This is a genomic window from Desulfocicer niacini (genome assembly GCF_054657595.1).
In genome coordinates, this window is sequence record NZ_BAAHYK010000022.1 from 17,875 (window position 1) to 36,856 (window position 18,982).

General features: G+C 47.9%; 19 protein-coding genes and 1 tRNA gene. 16 read left to right on the forward strand and 4 right to left on the reverse strand.

Going from position 1 to position 18,982, the window contains the following annotated elements; translation table 11 throughout:
* Positions 1-44: 44 nt before the first annotated feature.
* The 14 genes from ACYQ2M_RS13175 (at position 45) to ahbD (ending at position 11,710) form a co-directional block, all read left to right on the forward strand.
* On the forward strand, positions 45-629 hold the full coding sequence (locus ACYQ2M_RS13175) for an LptA/OstA family protein (protein ID WP_459916817.1): 585 nt from the start codon (positions 45-47) through the stop codon (positions 627-629).
* Positions 630-631: 2 nt separating this feature from the next.
* Positions 632-1,354, forward strand: a complete 723-nt coding sequence (gene lptB / locus ACYQ2M_RS13180) for an LPS export ABC transporter ATP-binding protein (RefSeq protein WP_459916818.1) — start codon at positions 632-634, stop codon at positions 1,352-1,354.
* A gap of 1 nt (position 1,355) precedes the next feature.
* Positions 1,356-2,792: an RNA polymerase factor sigma-54 gene (rpoN, locus tag ACYQ2M_RS13185; protein ID WP_459916819.1), complete on the forward strand. Its 1,437-nt coding sequence runs from the start codon at positions 1,356-1,358 to the stop codon at positions 2,790-2,792.
* 12 nt (positions 2,793-2,804) lie between these two features.
* Positions 2,805-3,371 (forward strand): ribosome hibernation-promoting factor, HPF/YfiA family, encoded by a 567-nt coding sequence (gene hpf / locus ACYQ2M_RS13190; protein WP_459916820.1) that lies wholly within the window; start codon positions 2,805-2,807, stop codon positions 3,369-3,371.
* A gap of 29 nt (positions 3,372-3,400) precedes the next feature.
* On the forward strand, positions 3,401-3,859 hold the full coding sequence (locus tag ACYQ2M_RS13195; RefSeq protein WP_459916821.1) for a PTS sugar transporter subunit IIA: 459 nt from the start codon (positions 3,401-3,403) through the stop codon (positions 3,857-3,859).
* 117 nt (positions 3,860-3,976) lie between these two features.
* Positions 3,977-4,858 carry an RNase adapter RapZ gene (rapZ, locus tag ACYQ2M_RS13200; RefSeq protein ID WP_459916822.1) on the forward strand — a complete coding sequence of 294 codons (882 nt, stop codon included), beginning with the start codon at positions 3,977-3,979 and terminating at the stop codon, positions 4,856-4,858.
* Positions 4,855-5,274, forward strand: a complete 420-nt coding sequence (locus tag ACYQ2M_RS13205) for a PTS sugar transporter subunit IIA (protein WP_459916823.1) — start codon at positions 4,855-4,857, stop codon at positions 5,272-5,274. Before rapZ ends, ACYQ2M_RS13205 begins: the two co-directional genes overlap by 4 nt.
* A 90-nt stretch (positions 5,275-5,364) precedes the next feature.
* Positions 5,365-6,123 (forward strand): triose-phosphate isomerase, encoded by a 759-nt coding sequence (gene tpiA / locus ACYQ2M_RS13210; RefSeq protein WP_459916824.1) that lies wholly within the window; start codon positions 5,365-5,367, stop codon positions 6,121-6,123.
* A gap of 6 nt (positions 6,124-6,129) precedes the next feature.
* Positions 6,130-6,438 (forward strand): preprotein translocase subunit SecG, encoded by a 309-nt coding sequence (gene secG / locus ACYQ2M_RS13215; RefSeq protein WP_459916825.1) that lies wholly within the window; start codon positions 6,130-6,132, stop codon positions 6,436-6,438.
* A gap of 12 nt (positions 6,439-6,450) precedes the next feature.
* A tRNA-Leu gene (locus ACYQ2M_RS13220) sits at positions 6,451-6,535 on the forward strand.
* 147 nt (positions 6,536-6,682) lie between these two features.
* Positions 6,683-8,428, forward strand: coding sequence for an AAA family ATPase (locus tag ACYQ2M_RS13225; protein WP_459916826.1), 1,746 nt, complete (start codon positions 6,683-6,685; stop codon positions 8,426-8,428).
* Positions 8,425-9,633, forward strand: a complete 1,209-nt coding sequence (gene ahbC / locus ACYQ2M_RS13230; RefSeq protein ID WP_459916827.1) for a 12,18-didecarboxysiroheme deacetylase — start codon at positions 8,425-8,427, stop codon at positions 9,631-9,633. Before ACYQ2M_RS13225 ends, ahbC begins: the two co-directional genes overlap by 4 nt.
* Positions 9,634-9,635: 2 nt before the next feature.
* Positions 9,636-10,610, forward strand: coding sequence for a porphobilinogen synthase (gene hemB, locus ACYQ2M_RS13235; RefSeq protein WP_459916828.1), 975 nt, complete (start codon positions 9,636-9,638; stop codon positions 10,608-10,610).
* Positions 10,607-11,710, forward strand: coding sequence for a heme b synthase (gene ahbD / locus ACYQ2M_RS13240; RefSeq protein WP_459916829.1), 1,104 nt, complete (start codon positions 10,607-10,609; stop codon positions 11,708-11,710). Before hemB ends, ahbD begins: the two co-directional genes overlap by 4 nt.
* A 408-nt stretch (positions 11,711-12,118) precedes the next feature.
* Here the strand turns inward: ahbD and ACYQ2M_RS13245 are convergent, their stop codons facing one another.
* From ACYQ2M_RS13245 to ACYQ2M_RS13260, 4 genes are all read right to left on the reverse strand, one after another.
* On the reverse strand, positions 12,119-14,209 hold the full coding sequence (locus ACYQ2M_RS13245; protein ID WP_459916830.1) for a 6-phosphofructokinase: 2,091 nt from the start codon (positions 14,207-14,209) through the stop codon (positions 12,119-12,121).
* A gap of 77 nt (positions 14,210-14,286) precedes the next feature.
* Positions 14,287-15,018 (reverse strand): amino acid ABC transporter ATP-binding protein, encoded by a 732-nt coding sequence (locus ACYQ2M_RS13250; RefSeq protein ID WP_459916831.1) that lies wholly within the window; start codon positions 15,016-15,018, stop codon positions 14,287-14,289.
* The gene (locus ACYQ2M_RS13255) at positions 15,015-16,028 is read right to left on the reverse strand and encodes an amino acid ABC transporter permease (RefSeq protein ID WP_459916832.1); all 1,014 of its coding nucleotides are present in this window, start codon (positions 16,026-16,028) and stop codon (positions 15,015-15,017) included. Before ACYQ2M_RS13255 ends, ACYQ2M_RS13250 begins: the two co-directional genes overlap by 4 nt.
* A gap of 326 nt (positions 16,029-16,354) precedes the next feature.
* On the reverse strand, positions 16,355-17,182 hold the full coding sequence (locus tag ACYQ2M_RS13260) for a transporter substrate-binding domain-containing protein (protein ID WP_459916833.1): 828 nt from the start codon (positions 17,180-17,182) through the stop codon (positions 16,355-16,357).
* 426 nt (positions 17,183-17,608) lie between these two features.
* On the opposite strand from ACYQ2M_RS13260, the gene ftsY reads away from it, so the two are divergent.
* Together ftsY and ACYQ2M_RS13270 are read left to right on the forward strand one after the other, a co-directional pair.
* Positions 17,609-18,517 carry a signal recognition particle-docking protein FtsY gene (gene ftsY, locus ACYQ2M_RS13265; RefSeq protein ID WP_459916834.1) on the forward strand — a complete coding sequence of 303 codons (909 nt, stop codon included), beginning with the start codon at positions 17,609-17,611 and terminating at the stop codon, positions 18,515-18,517.
* Positions 18,518-18,528: 11 nt separating this feature from the next.
* Entirely contained in the window at positions 18,529-18,939 is a 411-nt protein-coding gene (locus tag ACYQ2M_RS13270) for a YebG family protein (RefSeq protein WP_459916835.1), read from the forward strand.
* Positions 18,940-18,982: the final 43 nt, after the last annotated feature.

The window sequence follows — 18,982 nt, forward strand, 5'->3', positions numbered from 1 at the left end:
TGCCTTAACACCACAAATACATCATCCACTCAAAGGGCTTATAAATGATAAAAATCAAACCCTTATTTTTCACTGCGCTGGGCCTTATTACCATGTTAATGCTTCCGGAGTTCCATTGCCTGCTCCAGGCCGCAGACAAAACAACAGATGCCCGACAGGAAAAGGTTCGCATCACCTCAGACAGCATGATATTTGATGAGGCAAATTCCCAGGTGGAATTCAAAGGAAATGTGGTGGCAACCCGACTGGACGTCACCATACATGCCGATCATGTCAAGGTGATACTTTATTCCGAGGCAGAAAAAAAAGACCGGAAAACCACCGACACCACCGCACCGGGTGCTGACAATATCAAGCAGCTCATTGCCTCGGGAAATGTCCAGATGGTCCAGAATGATGGAAAAGCAACGGCGGACAAAGCCGTTTACACTCCCGAGGAGCAAACCATCATTTTAACCGGCAACGCACCCACGGTGATATCTGCCGGCAGCCGTGTAACAGGTAAAAAAATAACCCTGTACCAGGACACCCGCCGGGTGGTGGTGGAAAGTGAGGGCACAAATCGAGTGGAAGCATTCTTTAATTCCGCTGATGCAGACTCAACCTCCAAGGGACCGGGAAAAAAATAAACATGCCCGAGCTGACATTAAATCACCTGGTGAAAATTTATAAGGGAAGAACCGTTGTTAAAGATGTCAACATATGCGTGAAGCACGGTGAGGTAACAGGGCTGCTGGGTCCCAACGGAGCCGGAAAAACCACCACATTTTACATGGCAGTGGGCCTGATTAAACCGGATGAAGGCAAGGTTTTCCTTGACCGGGAAGAAATTACAGACTATCCAATGTATATGAGGGCAAGAAACGGAATCGGGTATCTTCCCCAGGAACCGTCCATATTTCGAAAACTCACCGTTAAACAAAACATTACTGCGGTACTGGAGGTCCTGCCCGATCCCCCGATAAATATTACCGGAAAGGCAGAGGGCCTAATGAAGGAGCTGGGAATTTTAAATCTGGCTGAACAGAAGGCAAGTGTACTGTCCGGTGGAGAACGTAGAAGGCTTGAAATCGCAAGGGTACTGTCCACAGACCCACTTTTTATCCTTCTGGACGAACCATTTGCCGGCATTGACCCCTTGGCTGTGGCCGACATTCAGCAGATCATTGTGCAGTTGACAAAAAAAGGCATCGGCATTTTGATTTCCGACCACAATGTGCGGGAAACTTTGTGTGTCTGCAACACCGCTTATATCATGAATGAGGGAAGTGTGATTGAATCAGGTTCCCCTGAAAAAATCACCTCAAGCAAGTTAGCACGTAAAATCTATCTGGGAGATGACTTTAAACTGTGATATGGCACTTGGACTCCAACAAAATCTAACTTTGACGCAGCAGCTGGTGATGACCCCCCAGTTGCAGCAGGCCATTAAACTGCTTCAACTGTCCCGCCTGGAACTTGCGGGCATGATACAGCAGGAAATGGAAGAAAACCCGGCCCTTGAGGAAGTGGTGGCAGAACTGCCCGAAGAGACCGAACGGACGGACAAGGAAGAAGCGTCCCCGGCCCAGGAAGAACCCATGAAAGAGGTCACCATTGATGAAAAGGTCCGCGATGACATTGACTGGGAAAGTTATATCAATGAATATAACTCCACCGGTCGCGTTCACACGGAAAGAGATCATCAAGAGGCCCCCAACTACGAGGCATTCACCAGCCAGAAAACAACCCTGGAGGCACATCTGCAATGGCAGCTTCTCATGAATGGCCCGACCCCCATGGAAGAGCAGATCGGCAGCCTGATCATTGGCAACCTTAACATTGACGGCTATCTTTGTGCTCCCCTTGAAGAAATTGCCCAGACAGGTAATTTTGAAATGGAAGCCGTTGAAACCCTTCTTAAAACCATGCAAACCTTTGATCCTCCCGGCGTGTGCGCCCGGGATCTCAAAGAAGCCCTGCTCATCCAGGTCAAACGACTGGGAATCACCAACCCCATCCTTGAACGGATTATTTCAGAGCACATCAAGAACCTTGAAAATAAAAACTACAAGAAAATTGCCAATGCCCTGAACATCTCCATTGACAATGTCATCTCCTGCGTCAATGTTATTAAATACCTGGAACCCAAGCCCGGCCGGGAATTCTCCTCGGAGGAGCCCCATTATATACTGCCGGACATTTATGTGTACAAGGACGGAGATGATTACAAGATCGTCATGAACGATGACGGACTTCCCAAGCTTAAAATCAACCGCTATTACAAGGATTCCATCTCCAACGGCACAGAAATACCCAAGGATGCCAAGGCCTATCTCCATGAAAAAATGCAGGCGGCATCTTGGCTGATAAAAAGCATCCACCAACGCCAGAAAACCATCTATGCCGTGATGGAAAGCATTATCAAGTTCCAAAGGGATTTCTTTGACAAGGGGGTTTCTTATCTTAAACCCATGATCTTAAAAGATGTTGCCGAAGACATTGAAATGCACGAATCCACCATCAGCCGTGTAACCACCAACAAGTATGCCTACACCCCCCAGGGGATGTTTGAACTGAAATATTTTTTTAACAGCTCCATCAAACGCACCAACGGTGCGGCCATGGCCTCTGAAAGTGTCAAGGAAAAAATCAGAGACCTTGTGGCGGCGGAAGATCCACAGCACCCGTTGAGCGATAAAAAACTGGCAGAATTACTGGAAAAGGACAACATTGAAATTGCCAGAAGAACCGTGGCAAAATACAGGGAAATGCTTTGCATTCTTCCATCCAGCAAACGAAAACAATTTTAGGGAGGTAACACTATGCAGACAGCCGTAACTTTCAAACGAATTGATCCTTCCGATGCTTTAAAGTCCTATGTTCAGAAAAAGATGGATCGCTTTGACAAGATGCTGGAAAGCCCCGCAGAGGCAAATGTGGTCCTTTCCGTTGAAAAAATCAGACATATTGCTGAAATAACCCTGATCTGTGATCGTATGAAACTCCATGCCAGAGAATCATCTGAAAATATGTATTCTTCCATTGATACCCTAGTGGATAAACTGCGGGGACAGATCAAAAAGAGCAAAGAAAAAAGCAGACAGCACATGTCCGGCAACAAACAAAGTATTAAAGATGAAGAAATTGCCTTTCTCAGTCCGGCTATACCAGATACTGAAGCTGCCACTCCTTCACCGGAAGTTGTTTCAGGGCCGGAGGTGGTGGTGGAATCCATCAATGTAAAACCCATGGATGTGGATGATGCAGTGGTCCAGTTCACGGCGGGAGATGATAATTTCTTTGTGTTCAGCAATGCCCGGACAGAACGCGTAAATGTAATTTATCGACGCAATGATGGAAACCTGGGACTAATACAGCCCCGCAACTAATTGTTTATATACTTCAGGTGTAACTTTACATGAAAATATCAGAGATTCTTCACAGATCAGCCATTATTGCCGATCTGAAATCAAATGACAAAAAAGGCGTACTGGAGGAACTCGCAGCTGCAGTATCCGACATGGCACATACCGACAGTCATAGTATATTAAAGGTATTGCTGGAGAGGGAGCAGCTTGGCAGTACGGGAATCGGGGGAGGGATCGGCATTCCCCACGGAAAACTCAAAGCCATTGATTCCATAGTGGTGGGATTTGGACTCAGTCGTGGCGGTGTGGATTTTGACTCCCTGGACAACAAACCGGTTCACATTTTTTTTCTACTGATTACACCGGAGAATTCCACCGGCAGCCACCTGAAAGTACTGGCACAGATTTCCCGTCTACTGAAACAAAGTGATTTCAAGGATTGTTTAATGAAATCCCAGTCCGTGGATGACATTGTTGATGTCATCCATGGTGTGGATGACGAATTCTGACAACATTGTACGATAAAAGCCGGGCAGAAGTCTTCAAACCATATCTTTTGCCCGGCCAGATCTTCATCACAGACATCACGCGGGTAAACCACCGACCCCCATTCCGGGAGAAAAGGCGTGAAAAACATAAAAATATACATTATCACCGGCCTTTCCGGCTCAGGTAAAAGCACCGTCATGGCAGCACTGGAGGATGCAGGATTTTACTGCGTTGATAACATGCCCATGGCGCTTTTGCCTAAATTTCTGGAACTGCCCGTCCAGAAAGCTTCGGCACTCAACGGATTGGCCTTTGTCATGGACATGCGGGCCAACAATTTTCTTACCCACTACACAGGTATCATGGAAGAACTTCGTGAAAGCGGATTTCATCCGGAAACCATCTTCCTGGAGACCGATGAAGACGTGCTGGTGACTCGATACAGCCAGACCCGTCGTCACCATCCGCTGGATCATGACAAAAGCCTCATCACCAGCATCCGCTCAGAAAAAGAAAAGATGCTCACCATCAGAAGTACCGCCGACCGCATCATTGACACCACAAGCCTGAATGTTCATCAGCTCAAGGCCAAAATCACACAGATGGCCCAGGAAGGCAATTCCATAAAATCCAGGATCAAAATCCATATCCTTTCCTTTGGCTTTAAATATGGGCTACCCAGGGAAGCGGACACGATTTTTGATATGCGGTTTTTGAAAAACCCCTATTTCGATCCGGATTTGAAACATCTTGACGGTGAATCTAAAGAGGTGAGAGCCTTTATACTGACCACGAAAGAAGCCGCACAATTTCTTTCTAAAACCATCTCCCTTCTGGATTTTCTGATTCCACTATATCAAAAAGAGGGCAAGGCCTACCTGACCATTGCCATTGGGTGCACAGGGGGACGACACAGAAGCGTCGCCATTGCCAGAAAACTCTTTGAGCATTTGCACCAGAAAGATAATACAGTTAATATTACACACAGAGACATTAACAGGGATATAACAAACATATGACAGGCCTTCTTGTGGTTACCCATGCCGGATTGGGAAAAGCCCTTATTGAGACAGTGGAATTTATCATGGGTACCAAATATGATAATCTCATGTCCATCTCCATTGACATCAAGGAAAATCCGGACCTGCTGCTGAAAAAAATAAAAAAGGGCATTAAAAAAGTGAGAGATGACCAGGGCGTCATTATTTTCACAGACATGTTCGGCGGAACCCCTTCCAATCTGAGCTATTCCTTTCTGGAAGAGGGAAAAGTTGAGGTGATGACAGGTGTCAACCTGCCCATCCTGCTGAAGGCCGTGGATATCCGAGGTGAGAAGCCCTTGATAGAAACCACTGAAATTATTTTACAATACGGTAAAAGAAGTATTTCCCAGGCCACGGGCATCCTCAAAGGTGATCAAACTAGGCGGGAATAAAAACATATTCCATAATAACTCCGTGGATTTCACAGAATTTTTTAAAAAACCAGATGAACATGCGTGACAAAGAACAAAGGAACCATTTACATGAGCAGAAAACCATTGATCGCTGGAAACTGGAAAATGTTTAAAACCGGACCAGAGGCTGTGGCCAGTGCAGACCAACTGGCACAGCTGGCCGGGGATGTAAAAGATATTGATATCATGATCGCCCCCACCTTCCTTTCCCTGCCCCTGGTGAGTCAGTGCCTTGCAGGCAGCCCTGTTAAAACAGGCGCCCAGAACCTGTTTTATGAAAAACAAGGTGCCTTCACAGGTGAGGTCTCCGCAGATATGATCAAAGCTGCCGGTGCTGACTATGTCATCATCGGCCACTCGGAACGTCGACAATACTTCCATGAAACCGATGAGCACATTTCAATGAAGACAAAAGCCGCCTTACAGGCCGGTCTGATTCCCATTTTATGCATCGGAGAAAGCGATGCTGAAAAAAAAGCGGAAAAGACATTTTCTGTGCTTGACAAACAGATTCGAAATGGGTTAAAAGGGTTTCGTTCTTCCGATGAGGTGAACGCCCTTGTCATTGCCTACGAGCCCGTATGGGCCATTGGAACCGGCAATGTAGCAACGCCGGACGAGGTTGAAAGCACCCATTGTTATGTACGCTCTTTGATAACGGATATTTTTGGAAAAACGCTTGCAAATGCAACCAGGATACTATATGGTGGTTCGGTCAAGCCAGACAACGTCTCAACCCTTATGTCCAGGGAAAATATAGACGGAGCACTGGTGGGCGGAGCAAGTCTTGATGCAGATACTTTCATTAAAATAATTAAATATGATTGATAACTTATGACAACTGTAATTCTCTCAATTCATGTAATTGCCAGTGTTCTTTTGGTTCTCATTGTTCTACTCCAGACAGGAAAAGGCGCCGATATGGGGGCCTCCTTTGGCGGTGGGTCCAGCCAGACACTGTTTGGAAGTTCCGGACCGGCAACGGTACTGGGGAAAATAACAACCGGGGTTGCCGTTATTTTCATGCTGACTTCCCTGACCCTTGCCTACACAGCGGGACATCGGGCGAACAAAACCATAATGACGAACGTATCAGCACCCGTTCAGACAGAAGCACCGGTATCAACAGACAGCAACAACTGATTTCAGGATTATGCCGAAGTGGTGGAATAGGTAGACACGCACGCTTGAGGGGCGTGTGGGGCGACCCGTGGGAGTTCAAGTCTCCCCTTCGGCACCACATATAAAAAAGAGCCGCATACATTTAGATGTATGTGGCTTTTTTTGTTTAAAAAGAGCAAGCTTGGCCATCTACCTGACATCCGTATGGCCGATGTTGTGATTTACACCTTGATTTACACCTTTTTATGATTATAATAACTCAATTATGACTGAAAAACATGAAAACACACCCGACCCCCGGAAAATAGAAAAAGAACTTGGCGAATTTCTCAACAAGAAATTTGGTGGAAAAGTAAAGGTGTTTTCCCCGTCCATGCTGCCCCAGGAAGATAAAACAGCCGGGGGATCCAGCGGCTTTAAAAAAGACCAGGTGCTTGATTTTGCCATCACTCCATCAGAATTAATCTCCTATCTTGATCAGTATGTGGTGTGCCAGAGACGTGCCAAATCCGTTCTTGCCACAAAGATCTGCACCCATTTCAACCGCATCCGTCACCTAAATAGGCATCCGGAATCCAATGGCAGTATCACCGGAAACATCAAAGCCAATATTCTTATGCTGGGCCCCACCGGGGTGGGAAAAACCTATCTTATCAAACTCATTGCCAGAAAGATCGGGGTGCCCTTTGTCAAGGGAGATGCCACAAAATTTTCAGAAACCGGCTATGTAGGCGGTGATGTGGAAGATCTCATCCGGGATCTAGTCAAAGAAGCCGATGACGACATTGAGCTGGCCCAGTACGGCATTGTCTATATCGATGAAATTGACAAGATTGCCGCCTCCCGCCACCTGCACGGGGCAGACATCTCCCGGGCCGGGGTCCAGCGGGCGCTCCTAAAACCCATGGAAGAAACCGATGTTAACCTTAAAGTTCCGCATGATCCGGTGTCCATGATGCAGGAACTGGACAGTTTTCAGAAAACCGGCAAACGCACCAAAAAAAGTGTCAACACCGCCAACATCCTCTTTATTGTCAGCGGGGCCTTTTCCGGGCTGTCGGAGATTGTACAGAAACGCATTTCCAGCCAGGCCATCGGGTTCGGAGCTGAGCTGTCCCGGGATATTCCGGAAAATGAACTCTTAAATGCCCTTAAAACCGAAGACCTGCTCAAATTTGGATTTGAATCTGAATTCATCGGACGACTGCCGGTGCGATCGGTACTGGAATCTCTCACTCGGAAAGATCTCTACGAAATTTTAAGAATGCCCAACAATCCCGTCATCCTTGGTAAACGTCTGGACTTTGCCGCCTATGGCATTGAAGCTGTTTTCACCGAGGAGGCCCTGGAAAAATTTGCAGAACTGGCCTTCCGGGAAAACACCGGGGCCAGAGGCCTTGTAAGTGTTCTTGAAGAATCACTGATCCCCTTTGAAGAAGCCCTGCCCACTTCTGGAGTCACCCGTTTCACCATCACACCAGAAGTGATATCTGCCCCGGAAACCTACCTTGAAAAATGTATCTCCCCTGGACACAGGACCGCATTTGACCTTGCCCACGAGACGGCCCGAAACAGGGAAAAGGCCTTCATTGAATCCTACCTAACCCGAAATCAGGAAACCCTCTCAAAAGAGCACGGCATTGCCTTGAACCCCCAGCGCAATGCCTTGGTGGCCGAATACTTCTGCCGTCACATCACAGAACTTGGCAAAGCTGTGGGACAGATAAAAATCCATTACGATTCCGTTAAAGAGATAGAATTAAACTTTTTCAAAAAACACGATCTGAATATTATTTTTGAGGAAGACGCCATAGATTTTCTCATGGAACAGTTGATTTTACATGACATAGCATCCGAGGAAATCATGGCCAAACTTTATAATGATTTTCACGATGGACTGAGCCTTATTCGCCAGAAATCCGACAAAAACAGATTTTTCATTTCCAGGCAGGCATTGGTGGAACATGAAAATTTTCTGGAAAACCTTATCAGAAAAGAGATATCATCATGATTGGAATTTCAAAGCTGTACTGCGCCACTGTGGAACCTTCGGATACCCTGCGTTACTCCCGTCAATCGGGGCAGTTGCCCTCCCATCTGCTTCAGTTCTCTGCAGATAAAAAGCCGGTGGTGGTATGGAACATGACCCGACGCTGTAATTTAAGGTGCGTACACTGTTATGCACAATCCGAAGACATCTCCTATGACAACGAACTTAACCACGAACAAAGCCTTAAAATGATTGATGACCTGGCTGACTTCGGGGTACCCGTAATCCTGTTTTCCGGCGGAGAACCTCTGGTCCACCCCCGCCTTGCTGAGTATGCCGAATATGCCGTAAAGAAAGGCATGCGGGCCGTAATTTCCACCAACGGCACCCTCATCACCGCAGAAAAGGCGAAAGTGCTGAAGGAGATCGGTCTCTCCTATGTGGGCATCAGTCTGGATGGTCTGGAAGAAACCCACGATAAATTCAGGGGACTTAAGGGGGCCTTTAAGAAAGCCATGCAGGGTATTAAAAACTGCCAGGCAGCAGGCATAAAAGTTGGGCTTCGGTTCACCATCAACAAACGAAACGTCCATGAAATTCCAGGTATATTTGATCTGCTTGAAAAAATGGATATCCCCCGGGCCTGTTTTTATCATCTGGTGTACTCCGGTCGGGGATCTGAGATTGCCAAGGAAGATCTAAATCACCAGGAAACCAGAGACACCCTGGATCTGATCATGGAAAGAACCCGGGATCTCCATAACAGAAACAAACCCAAGGAAATTCTCACCGTGGACAACCACGCCGATGGCCCCTATCTGTACATGAAACTGCTTGATGAAGACCCGAAGCGGGCAGCCGAGGTGTTGGAGCTTCTGCAGATGAATGAAGGGAACAATTCCGGCAGGGGCTTTGGCTGCGTCAGCTGGGACGGCGAGGTCCACCCCGATCAGTTCTGGCGGGAAAAAAGCCTTGGTAACATCAAAGACCGTCCCTTTTCCGAAATCTGGACCGACTCCACCAATGAATTTCTCATGAAAATGAAAGACAAGAAAAATCATGTGGGTGGCCGGTGTAAAGAGTGTCGATGGCTTCCCATATGCGCCGGCAATTTCAGGGCCCGGGCCGAGTCCATCAAGGGTGATCCCTGGGATGAAGATCCCGCCTGTTACCTCACCGATGAAGAGATCAAAAAAACCGCCGAAGACTTGAAAAAGGAGAGCTGACCATGCTGTTTCCTGATTACAGACCCAGAAGATTAAGGGAAAAAGAATCTTTCAGACGAATGATCCGGGAAACCAGTCTTTCCGTGGATGATTTCATACTGCCCCTGTTTGCCGTGGAGGGCAAGGGCATAAAAACGCCCATTGCCCCCCTGCCCGGTCAGTTTCATCTCTCGTGTGACAACCTTGTAAAGGTGGTCAAAGAAGCGGCGGATTTAAACATCCCCGCAGTGATGCTCTTTGGACTGCCCGGCAGCAAAGACCCCCTGGGAACCCAGGCCTATGCAAAGGACGGCATCGTTCAGAAAGCCATTAAAACCGTTAAAGACGCGCTTCCGGACATGACCATACTTACAGATGTGTGCCTATGCCAGTACACCGACCACGGACACTGCGGCATGGTGGAAAAGGGAAAGGTGGACAATGATGCCACCCTGGATCTGCTGGCCCGAACGGCCCTGTCCCACGTCAAGGCCGGTGCCGACATGGTGGCCCCGTCAGATATGATGGATGGCCGCATTGCAGAAATACGGGGCACTCTGGATGAAGAAGGATTTTCCCATATTCCCATCATGTCCTATGCCGTGAAATATGCCTCGGCCTTTTACGGCCCCTTCAGAAGTGCGGCGGACTCCACCCCGCAGTTCGGTGACAGAAGAAGCTACCAGATGGACCCGGCCAATGCCCTGGAAGCGGTGCGGGAAGCCACCATGGATGTGGAGGAAGGGGCTGACATCATCATGGTGAAACCTGCCCTGCCCTATCTGGATATCCTTGCCCGGCTGAAGCAGGAAATTGATCTGCCCCTGGCCGCCTACAATGTCAGCGGCGAATATGCCATGATCAAGGCGGCGGAAATGATGGGCTGGGTGGACGGTATCAAGGTGATCATGGAGACCCTGCTGTCCATTAAGCGGGCCGGGGCTGACACCATCTTAACCTACGCGGCCATGGAAGCGGCAAGGGAACTTGGACGATGACACATCCGCATCCCCATGGCGGGGGACATCCCGGTGGCGGGCATGGCACAAAGAACGCCATCCGCCTGGTTGCCTGGGAAACCACAAGACGCTGCAACCTGGCTTGTGTGCACTGCCGGGCTGCGGCAGAAGATCATGTATATGAAAATGAACTGGACACCAAAGCCGCCTTTAAACTTCTGGACCAAATCCGGGAAACCGGCCAGCCCATCGTTATCCTCACCGGAGGAGAACCCCTTTTAAGACCGGATATCTTTGACATTGCCCAGCATGGCACAAAGATCGGCTTACGAATGGTCATGGCCCCCAACGGTACCCTGATTACCGCTGACAATGCACGGCAAATGAAAGACTCCGGCATTAAGCGCATCAGCATCAGTCTGGATGGCTCCACCGCAGCGGGTCATGATACCTTCCGGGGGATTAAAGGAGCCTTTGCCGGTGCCCTTAACGGCATTGAACATGCAAAATCCGTGGGCCTGGATTTTCAGATCAACACCACCATCACCAAGACCAATCTGGATGAAATCCCAAAAATCCTTTCCCTGGCAGAATCCCTGGGGGCTGTGGCCCATCATATTTTCCTGCTGGTTCCAACGGGCCGGGGAAAATATATTGTGGACCAGGAAATTGATGCCCGGGAATACGAAAAAACCCTGAACTGGTTCTATGACCAGCGGGACAAAACACCATTGCAGCTAAAGGCCACCTGCGCCCCCCATTACTACCGGATTTTGCGCCAGCGGGCAAAGGCGGATGGTAAAAAAGTCACCTTTGAGTCCCATGGCCTGGATGCCGTCACCCGGGGATGCCTTGCCGGAACAGGTTTTTGTTTTATTAGTCACACTGGGGAGGTGCAGACCTGCGGATTTCTGGATGTGCTGTGTGGGGATATCACAAAGAATACCTTTAAAGAGGTGTGGGAAAACTCCGAGGTCTTTAACAAACTCAGGGATTTTGACAACCTGGACGGGAAATGCGGCATCTGTGAATATAGAAAAGTGTGCGGCGGCTGCAGGGCCCGGGCATTTGAGGCCACGGGGAACTATCTTGCCCCGGAACCCCTTTGCACATATCAGCCCCCGGGACAAAACAAATAAAAACAATGCCGGAGATGAACACAACATATTCATTTCCGGCATTATTTTTTTATATGAAAAAGCGGGTACTGGGTGCTGGGTATTATTAGTATACCCTGCTTTTTCTATTTTCGCTGTGGCTGGTGTTTTACAGCCACGCATATTTTTTTATAAAAAGGTAGCCTTCAAGTCTGCCTCAGCAGAGCCCCTCCCCCGATGGGCAATAGGAACCGGACAATCGAGCTGTCTACAGTTCCGGGCCGGGCCCATTGCCCGTCGGGGGAGGGGCGGCAAATGCCATTTGGCTCCGCGTCTACGACCCTATCTTCGTTGTGTCCGACAGGACATGTGGGTTTATATGAAAAGGTAGCATCCAGATTTACCTCAGCAGAGAGTCCCCCCTCGATGGGCAATAGGAACACCGGCCAGCTATCGGATGGCATTCAATGTAAGCATAATGGGACGGTTCTCATCCCCATCTTCCACCAGTGCAATGGGACGTGGTTTTCGATAATGATCCCCCCCCGCATCGGCGGCCATCCACTTCTCCCGCAACTGTTTGAGCACCTTAAAAGCATTTGAATCCAGCTCCACAATGCTTTTTTCCATGACCAGGGCCAGTTTTCCCTTGCGCTCTTCAAGGTGCATCAACCGGGCAATGGGAATACCAAGGGGTTCCCATTTGGACATTTCATATTCCAGATTCTTGATCACCGCCATCTGCCCGGTGGCACCGTTGGCAATGAGATTAAAGGCGGTCAGCCCCAGATTATAGGTGTAATTGCAGTCAAATCGGGTGGGATTGGTTCCCCTGCCGTCATACCCGTAAAAATGATTCTGGGTTTTAAAGTTGGGCACTGATTTTTTATAGATGGTATTTACGGCCGGGGGGATGGCATCATCCGGGGAAATCAGACCCGCTTCTTCCAGGGCAAACCTAAGGGTTTTCATGGAAATAATGGTGTTTTTCACAATCAAATGCCCGGTTTTCCCATAATTTTTAAACAGCACACTACCGTATACATCTGCATCCAGGCCGCCCTCTTCCATGATCTGCACGTAAAGATCCGGGGCAATACCCACCTTGTAGGTACCCTTTTCCTTGAGAATATCCAGATAATCCTTGACCATATCCATTATAATCTTTTCTGTCTTTACCTGGGAAAACTGAAAATTACCGTGGGTGTCCCGTTCCACCAAAAGCCCTTCCTGGAAAAAGGAGGGCAGATCGTTGAATAACTCATCATCCCGGGCATTCCAAATGGGGGAGGCTTCCTTTTCGCTGATCCCCCGGGAAAGCCGCCGCAGATAGTCAAGCTTTGCGTCCAGGCTGGGAAAGGATGCATGGAAATCCAGATCATGGATCTGATTATAATCGCCGATGATGGTATTGAGCTTGATGATGAAAATCTGAATTTCATTGATGAATTCCAGCACCCCTTCGGGAATGATCATCACCCCGTAATTTTTGCCATGGGCCGCCCGGCGCACAATGACATCACAAATCAGCCGGGACAGGTGACGAAGGGTGATGCCATAGGCCGTGTAATCCACGGTGCCTTCCTTCTCTGCCGCCCGAATGCGCTCCTGATCCACATAATCGGCAAGGTCTTCACCAATCAGGGTCATGTTGGCATGGGTCTGCAGGGCCGCCTCTAGTGCCAGGTGGCTCGCCACCCGGCCCATGACCTTGCAGACATGCCAGTATTTAAGGTCGGAACTTGCGTCCGTACATAAATTACTGATATTATGTGAAAAAGCCCGGGCCGCAGAATGAAAGCCAAAGGAAATGGCGCAGAGCTTCTCACCTGTTTCCGTGGAGATCTGGATGTCTCCATCAATGGTTTTGGGAATGCCAAGCACTTGAATACCGTAGGGTTTAAGTTCCTGGGCCAGAAAAGCGGCATTGGTATTGGAATCATCCCCCCCCACAATTACCAGGGCATCCAATCCCAGTTTCTGGCAGGACTTTCTGGAAAGTTTCATTTTTTCCGGGGTATCGATTTTACTTCTACCGGTTTTTATCATGGTAAAGCCGCCCATGTTTCGATGGAGGTCCACCAGATCCTTTGTGATCTCCACATACCGGTGCTCCATAATACCATCAGGCCCCAATATGAAACCAAACACCCTTGAATCCGGATTTGCCTTTTTTGCGGCATCAAAGATACCGGCAATCACATTGTGCCCCCCCGGGGCCGGTCCCCCTGAAAACACAATACCGATACGCCTTTTTTTCTTGAAAAATGCCTTGTGATCAGCCTGTGCATGGGAACCGTCCACAAGCTTTTGCACATGATTATCTATAATGTCCGGCAATTTTTTTCGGGCTTCTGTGTTCAGGGAAAACAGATATTGTTTCTGGGGTTCCAGCACAATGCATTCAGATTTAAACACTTCGCACTGTCGGGGCACATAGGAGCGCCGGTTCTGGGTTTCCATGCTGACATCGCCGATGACACGTAAAATTTCAGGATGGGTTAAAAGGCTATCAAGATCGTTTGTTTTCACATCATTCATGGGTGTTTATCTCTTAAAAAATTTTGGGATCATGCCATGGGACGATCCGGCAGTTGGTAACCAACCGCGCAGGGTTTTTAAAGAATCTGTTTCAGGAACAATTTGGTTCGGTCATGGCTGGGATTAGTAAAAAAGTGTTCCGGCGTACCCTCTTCAATGATTTTTCCCTCATCCATGAAGATAACCCGATCGGCAACCTCCCTTGCAAAACCCATCTCATGGGTCACCACCACCATGGTCATTCCCTCCCTTGCAAGGGCTTTCATAACATCGAGCACCTCACCGATCATTTCCGGGTCCAGTGCAGAAGTAGGTTCATCAAAGAGCATGGCTTTGGGGTTCATGGCCAGGGCCCGGGCAATGGCCACCCGCTGCTGTTGCCCACCGGACAACTGATCAGGATAGACATATTTCTTATCGGCAATGCCCACCTTGCTCAAAAGAGCCATGGTGATCTCATCTGCCTCTTTAGCAGAACGCTTGCGCACCACGTTCTGGGCCAGATTCACATTATCTTTAACCGTCTTGTGGGGAAAAAGGTTGAAAGACTGAAATACCATGCCCACTTCTGCCCGCACTTTATTTATGTCTGTTTTGGGGTGGAGAATATCCACACCATCTATGAAAATCTGCCCCTTGTCCGCGGTCTCCAGACGGTTCAAACATCGCAAAAAGGTACTTTTCCCCGATCCAGATGGACCAATAACCACCACCACTTCACCCCTGGCAATGTTTTCAGAAACGTTCACAAGGGCATCCACCCTGTGGGGTACCAGAAACACTTTGGAAATATTTTTAACGTCTATCATGAATGGATCATCCTTTTTTCAAGATATTGTAACAACATGGACAGGGCAAAGGTGAGCACCAGGTAAAGAATGGCGCACACAAACCAAAGCTCAAAGGGCTGAAGACTGGTGGTGACAACTTCCCTTGTGGCTTTGGTTAATTCACGGATGGCAATGATGCCCAACAGGGATGAGTCCTTGATAAGGCTTATGAATTGACCAGCCAGGGGTGGGATAATCCGGATGAAGGCCTGGGGCAGAATTACATGGTACATGCTCTGGGCATAGCTCATGCCAAGGCTTCGGGAGGCTTCTGTCTGCCCTTTATGGATGGACTGGATACCCGATCGAACGATTTCCGCCACATAGGCACCGGTGAAGGTGGCAAGGGAGGCCACGCCAAACCACAGCGGGGGGACCTGATTAATGCCGTTCTGGGCCAGCATGGTGTTTACAAGGGTTCCCAGTACAAAATACCAAATAAAAATCTGCACCAGCAATGGGGAGCCCCGTACCAGTTCAATGTAAGTGATGGAAAGCCATTTAAACGCAGGATTAGACGAAATCCTGGCAAGACCGGCAAAAAGCCCTAACAAGATACCGAAAAGAATGGCCACAAAACTGACCTTCAGAGTAAGCCACAAGCCTTGGAGCAGGATTCCCACCCGCCATTCACGGTAGCTACCAAGGACATCCCCCTCAAAGATACTGTCCCCTTCATATATCCGAACATCCTTTGAAGGATAGGCGTAATCAACATTTTCGCCATCATCACCGGCAATTCTAATGATGGTACCCTCTTTGGTTTCTTCAATGGTATCAATGGTCCCGGCAACATCGGAGCGCACCTCTATCTGTTCATTAAAAAAGAAATACTGGGGTACACGGTACCACCGCCATGTATAATCAATTTGAAGTGTGCAATAATAAAGGCTGCCGATGCCCAGGAATATAATCATAAAAAAGACAGCCACCCATGAGTAATATTTTTTTTTCTGCTGTTTCTGAAGTAGAGACGCAGTGGATTCCATGATAAGTCAGAACTCCCTTCGTTCAAAACAATTCGGTTCGGGTGTAAACCCTCCCTGTCAGGTATGCATTTCCTGGGGTTGATTCTAACATTGGCCACCCCAGTCAGTCGGTGGTCCCAAGGGGTCGGGCTTTTGTTATTGTGCTTATCAACCAAGGCCGATGTTAAACCCAAACGCCGCCGAGAATGCCAATAACAAAAAACCTGCCCCAAGTGGCCGATGTTAGAAGCAACCCCCATTTCCCGAACAGGATGGGGATATTTTTAACCATGCCCAAAAAGTTGGGAACACCCTGGAGTGCACCCAACTTCATATCGGAAATGCCCTTACTGAACGTTTTTAATCCAGTCCGTGGAGCGAATCCATTTATTGTAAATCTTGTCATACCTGCCATCGTTTTTTAACTGACGCAGAAAATTATTAAGAAAATTCATGAAATCCGGATCACCTTTGTTGATGGCCCAGGCAAGGGGCTCAAAGGTAAACGGTTCATCAAGAAAAATAACTTTGCCTTCTCCCTGGTTTGCCATGAATACCACACAATAGGGAAGATCATACACAAAGGCATCAGCCTTACCGTTAATGACTTCAAGAGCGCCTTCGGTTTCTGTTTCAAAGGACTTGTAGGTACATTTGGGAATTTTTCTCTTCACCGCCATCTCTCCGGTGGTTCCAAGTTTTGAGGTGACAATGTATTTGGGATCATTCAAGTCTTTATAGGACGTAACTGCACCTTCATGCTTTTTGTTAAGCAGAATGGTCTGCCCCACAATGATATAGGGATCGGCAAAATTGACTTTAAGATTTCTTTCCTGGGTGACGGTCATGCCGGAAGCAATGATATCAAATTTATCGGTGATCAATGAAGGAATAATGCCATCCCAGGCGGTGTTAACGGGAACGAATTTAACGCCCATCGCCTTGGCCATTTCCTTTGTGATATCAATATCAAATCCCACAAACCGACCCTTCTGGTCCGTCATTTCAAAGGGCATATAACCCGCTTCAAATCCCACCCGTAACTCACCCTGTTTGATAATTTTTTCCAGGGTTGACTTCTGGGCAAGTTCAATATCCGCTGCAAAAGAAACGGAGCCTGCAAAGAAAAAGATTCCCGCAATGAGGGAAAGAACAACTGATAAAGTTTTTTTCATAAAACATTCCTCCTTTTTGGAATTGGGTACAGACATATCGGCAAAAAATTTGCCGCAACAGGGTGTAGTCACAACATCAGGCACTTTTAGACAAACCCGCTGATTAGAACGGGGGCCAAATGGTATGATCTTACCTCGCAATACAGATACATAAGGTCTTGATCGCAACACAGATAGTTGGGAGGATACATTAAAACAAATGGACTTGGTCACAACATGGGCCACCCCTTATTCTCTCTATATGAAGATAGCAGGAAAGTAAAGCCTCTTTCCACCCGAAAATTTTAAATTTAACTCAAAAAGGTAAAGAAACTCCCCCCTGAATTATACACCCCTGGAACAATGGATATTTGAATCTTTATGACAGTCATGATAAAGAAGAAGCCGAAGTCATAACTTACTTAAAAATCGTTTGGAGAAAGAACATTGGGAATTTTTAACCGTCTTAAAAAAGGACTCAGCAAAACCCGGGAGATCCTTCTCACCGACATAAACGAGCTATTTTCCGCTGAAAGACAAATTGATGACAACCTCCTTGAAGAGCTGGAGGAAATCCTTGTCATGTCGGATCTGGGCATGGATGTCACCATGGAAATCATGGACAAAATATCCAGAAAAGCCAGAAAGCTCAAAACAGCCGATGAATTAAAATCCATTCTGAAAGAAGAACTCAGGGCCTTGTTTCCACTGACAACGGATACGTCTGCGGAACCTGAAACCATTGGTCCCCGGGTGATCATGGTGGTGGGAGTCAACGGTACAGGGAAAACCACAACCCTTGGAAAACTGGCTTTAAAATTCTCAGCCCAGGGTAAAAAGGTACTCATTGCCGCCGCAGACACCTTCCGGGCCGCGGCCATAGAACAGGTGGAAATCTGGGCCAATCGTGCCAATGTAAAGGTGGTAAAACACAGGGAAGGCTCAGACCCTGCAGCGGTGGCCTTTGATGCCGTGGAAGCCGCCATTGCACGGGGTATCGACATTCTGCTCATCGATACGGCCGGCCGGTTGCACACCCAGAAGAATCTCATGGAAGAACTGAAAAAAATCAGACGATCCGTGGGAAAACGCTTGGCCGGGGCTCCCCATGAGGTGTTGATGGTGCTTGATGCCACCACCGGACAAAACGCCCTGTCCCAGGCAAAATTATTCAATGATGCCGTGGGAATCACAGCCCTTGCCCTTACCAAACTTGACGGCACTGCCAAGGGCGGCGTGGTGGCCTCGGTGGCCCGAACCATGGATCTCCCCCTGAAATATATAGGTGTGGGAGAAGGGATTGAGGATCTGCAGGATTTTGATGCAAACCTGTTTGTCAATGCACTTTTTGATTAGAGGAGTAAAAAATGGCGGTCATCGTTAAATATGTCGTAGTCAGAGACGGAGACGAAAAAATGACATTTGCCACAAAAAAAGAAGCCGATGCCCATGATAAGATGCTGGATATTGCAGATAATCTGTATCAGTTCTTAAAAACAGAAGATCTGGACATCAGCCCGGAGCAGTTGGATACGCTTTCTTTACACCTTGCCAGAAACAAGGACGCAGTACTCCAACTTTTAAGGGGCGGTAAACCACCCTCCTCCAAAAAAAAAGGAAACTCCCCGAAGACCAAAGAAAGTTCAACTTTGAAAAAGCCGGAGAAATCTGCCAAAAAAGAGAGCCTGAAATCCGGCAAGGCAGATAACACCAAAGAAAATACCACGGAGAAGGATAAACCGGATGAGGTCAAAAAGAAAAAAACAAAAACTGCCTGAAATAAAGCATATCTAAAAAATCCATGATCCAGGAGGAGAACTC

Excerpts from the sequence above, each read along its gene's own strand:
- ACYQ2M_RS13225 (WP_459916826.1), top strand. The coding sequence starts at position 6,683 with ATGACTGAAAAACATGAAAACACACCCGACCCCCGGAAAATAGAAAAA.
- hemB (WP_459916828.1), top strand. The coding sequence starts at position 9,636 with ATGCTGTTTCCTGATTACAGACCCAGAAGATTAAGGGAAAAAGAATCT.
- ACYQ2M_RS13260 (WP_459916833.1), bottom strand. The coding sequence starts at position 17,182 with ATGAAAAAAACTTTATCAGTTGTTCTTTCCCTCATTGCGGGAATCTTT.
- ACYQ2M_RS13255 (WP_459916832.1), bottom strand. The coding sequence starts at position 16,028 with ATGGAATCCACTGCGTCTCTACTTCAGAAACAGCAGAAAAAAAAATAT.
- ACYQ2M_RS13270 (WP_459916835.1), top strand. The coding sequence starts at position 18,529 with ATGGCGGTCATCGTTAAATATGTCGTAGTCAGAGACGGAGACGAAAAA.
- ahbD (WP_459916829.1), top strand. The coding sequence starts at position 10,607 with ATGACACATCCGCATCCCCATGGCGGGGGACATCCCGGTGGCGGGCAT.
- hpf (WP_459916820.1), top strand. The coding sequence starts at position 2,805 with ATGCAGACAGCCGTAACTTTCAAACGAATTGATCCTTCCGATGCTTTA.
- ACYQ2M_RS13245 (WP_459916830.1), bottom strand. The coding sequence starts at position 14,209 with ATGAATGATGTGAAAACAAACGATCTTGATAGCCTTTTAACCCATCCT.
- ACYQ2M_RS13205 (WP_459916823.1), top strand. The coding sequence starts at position 4,855 with ATGACAGGCCTTCTTGTGGTTACCCATGCCGGATTGGGAAAAGCCCTT.
- lptB (WP_459916818.1), top strand. The coding sequence starts at position 632 with ATGCCCGAGCTGACATTAAATCACCTGGTGAAAATTTATAAGGGAAGA.
- ACYQ2M_RS13195 (WP_459916821.1), top strand. The coding sequence starts at position 3,401 with ATGAAAATATCAGAGATTCTTCACAGATCAGCCATTATTGCCGATCTG.
- rpoN (WP_459916819.1), top strand. The coding sequence starts at position 1,356 with ATGGCACTTGGACTCCAACAAAATCTAACTTTGACGCAGCAGCTGGTG.
- ACYQ2M_RS13250 (WP_459916831.1), bottom strand. The coding sequence starts at position 15,018 with ATGATAGACGTTAAAAATATTTCCAAAGTGTTTCTGGTACCCCACAGG.
- ACYQ2M_RS13175 (WP_459916817.1), top strand. The coding sequence starts at position 45 with ATGATAAAAATCAAACCCTTATTTTTCACTGCGCTGGGCCTTATTACC.
- ahbC (WP_459916827.1), top strand. The coding sequence starts at position 8,425 with ATGATTGGAATTTCAAAGCTGTACTGCGCCACTGTGGAACCTTCGGAT.
- tpiA (WP_459916824.1), top strand. The coding sequence starts at position 5,365 with ATGAGCAGAAAACCATTGATCGCTGGAAACTGGAAAATGTTTAAAACC.
- secG (WP_459916825.1), top strand. The coding sequence starts at position 6,130 with ATGACAACTGTAATTCTCTCAATTCATGTAATTGCCAGTGTTCTTTTG.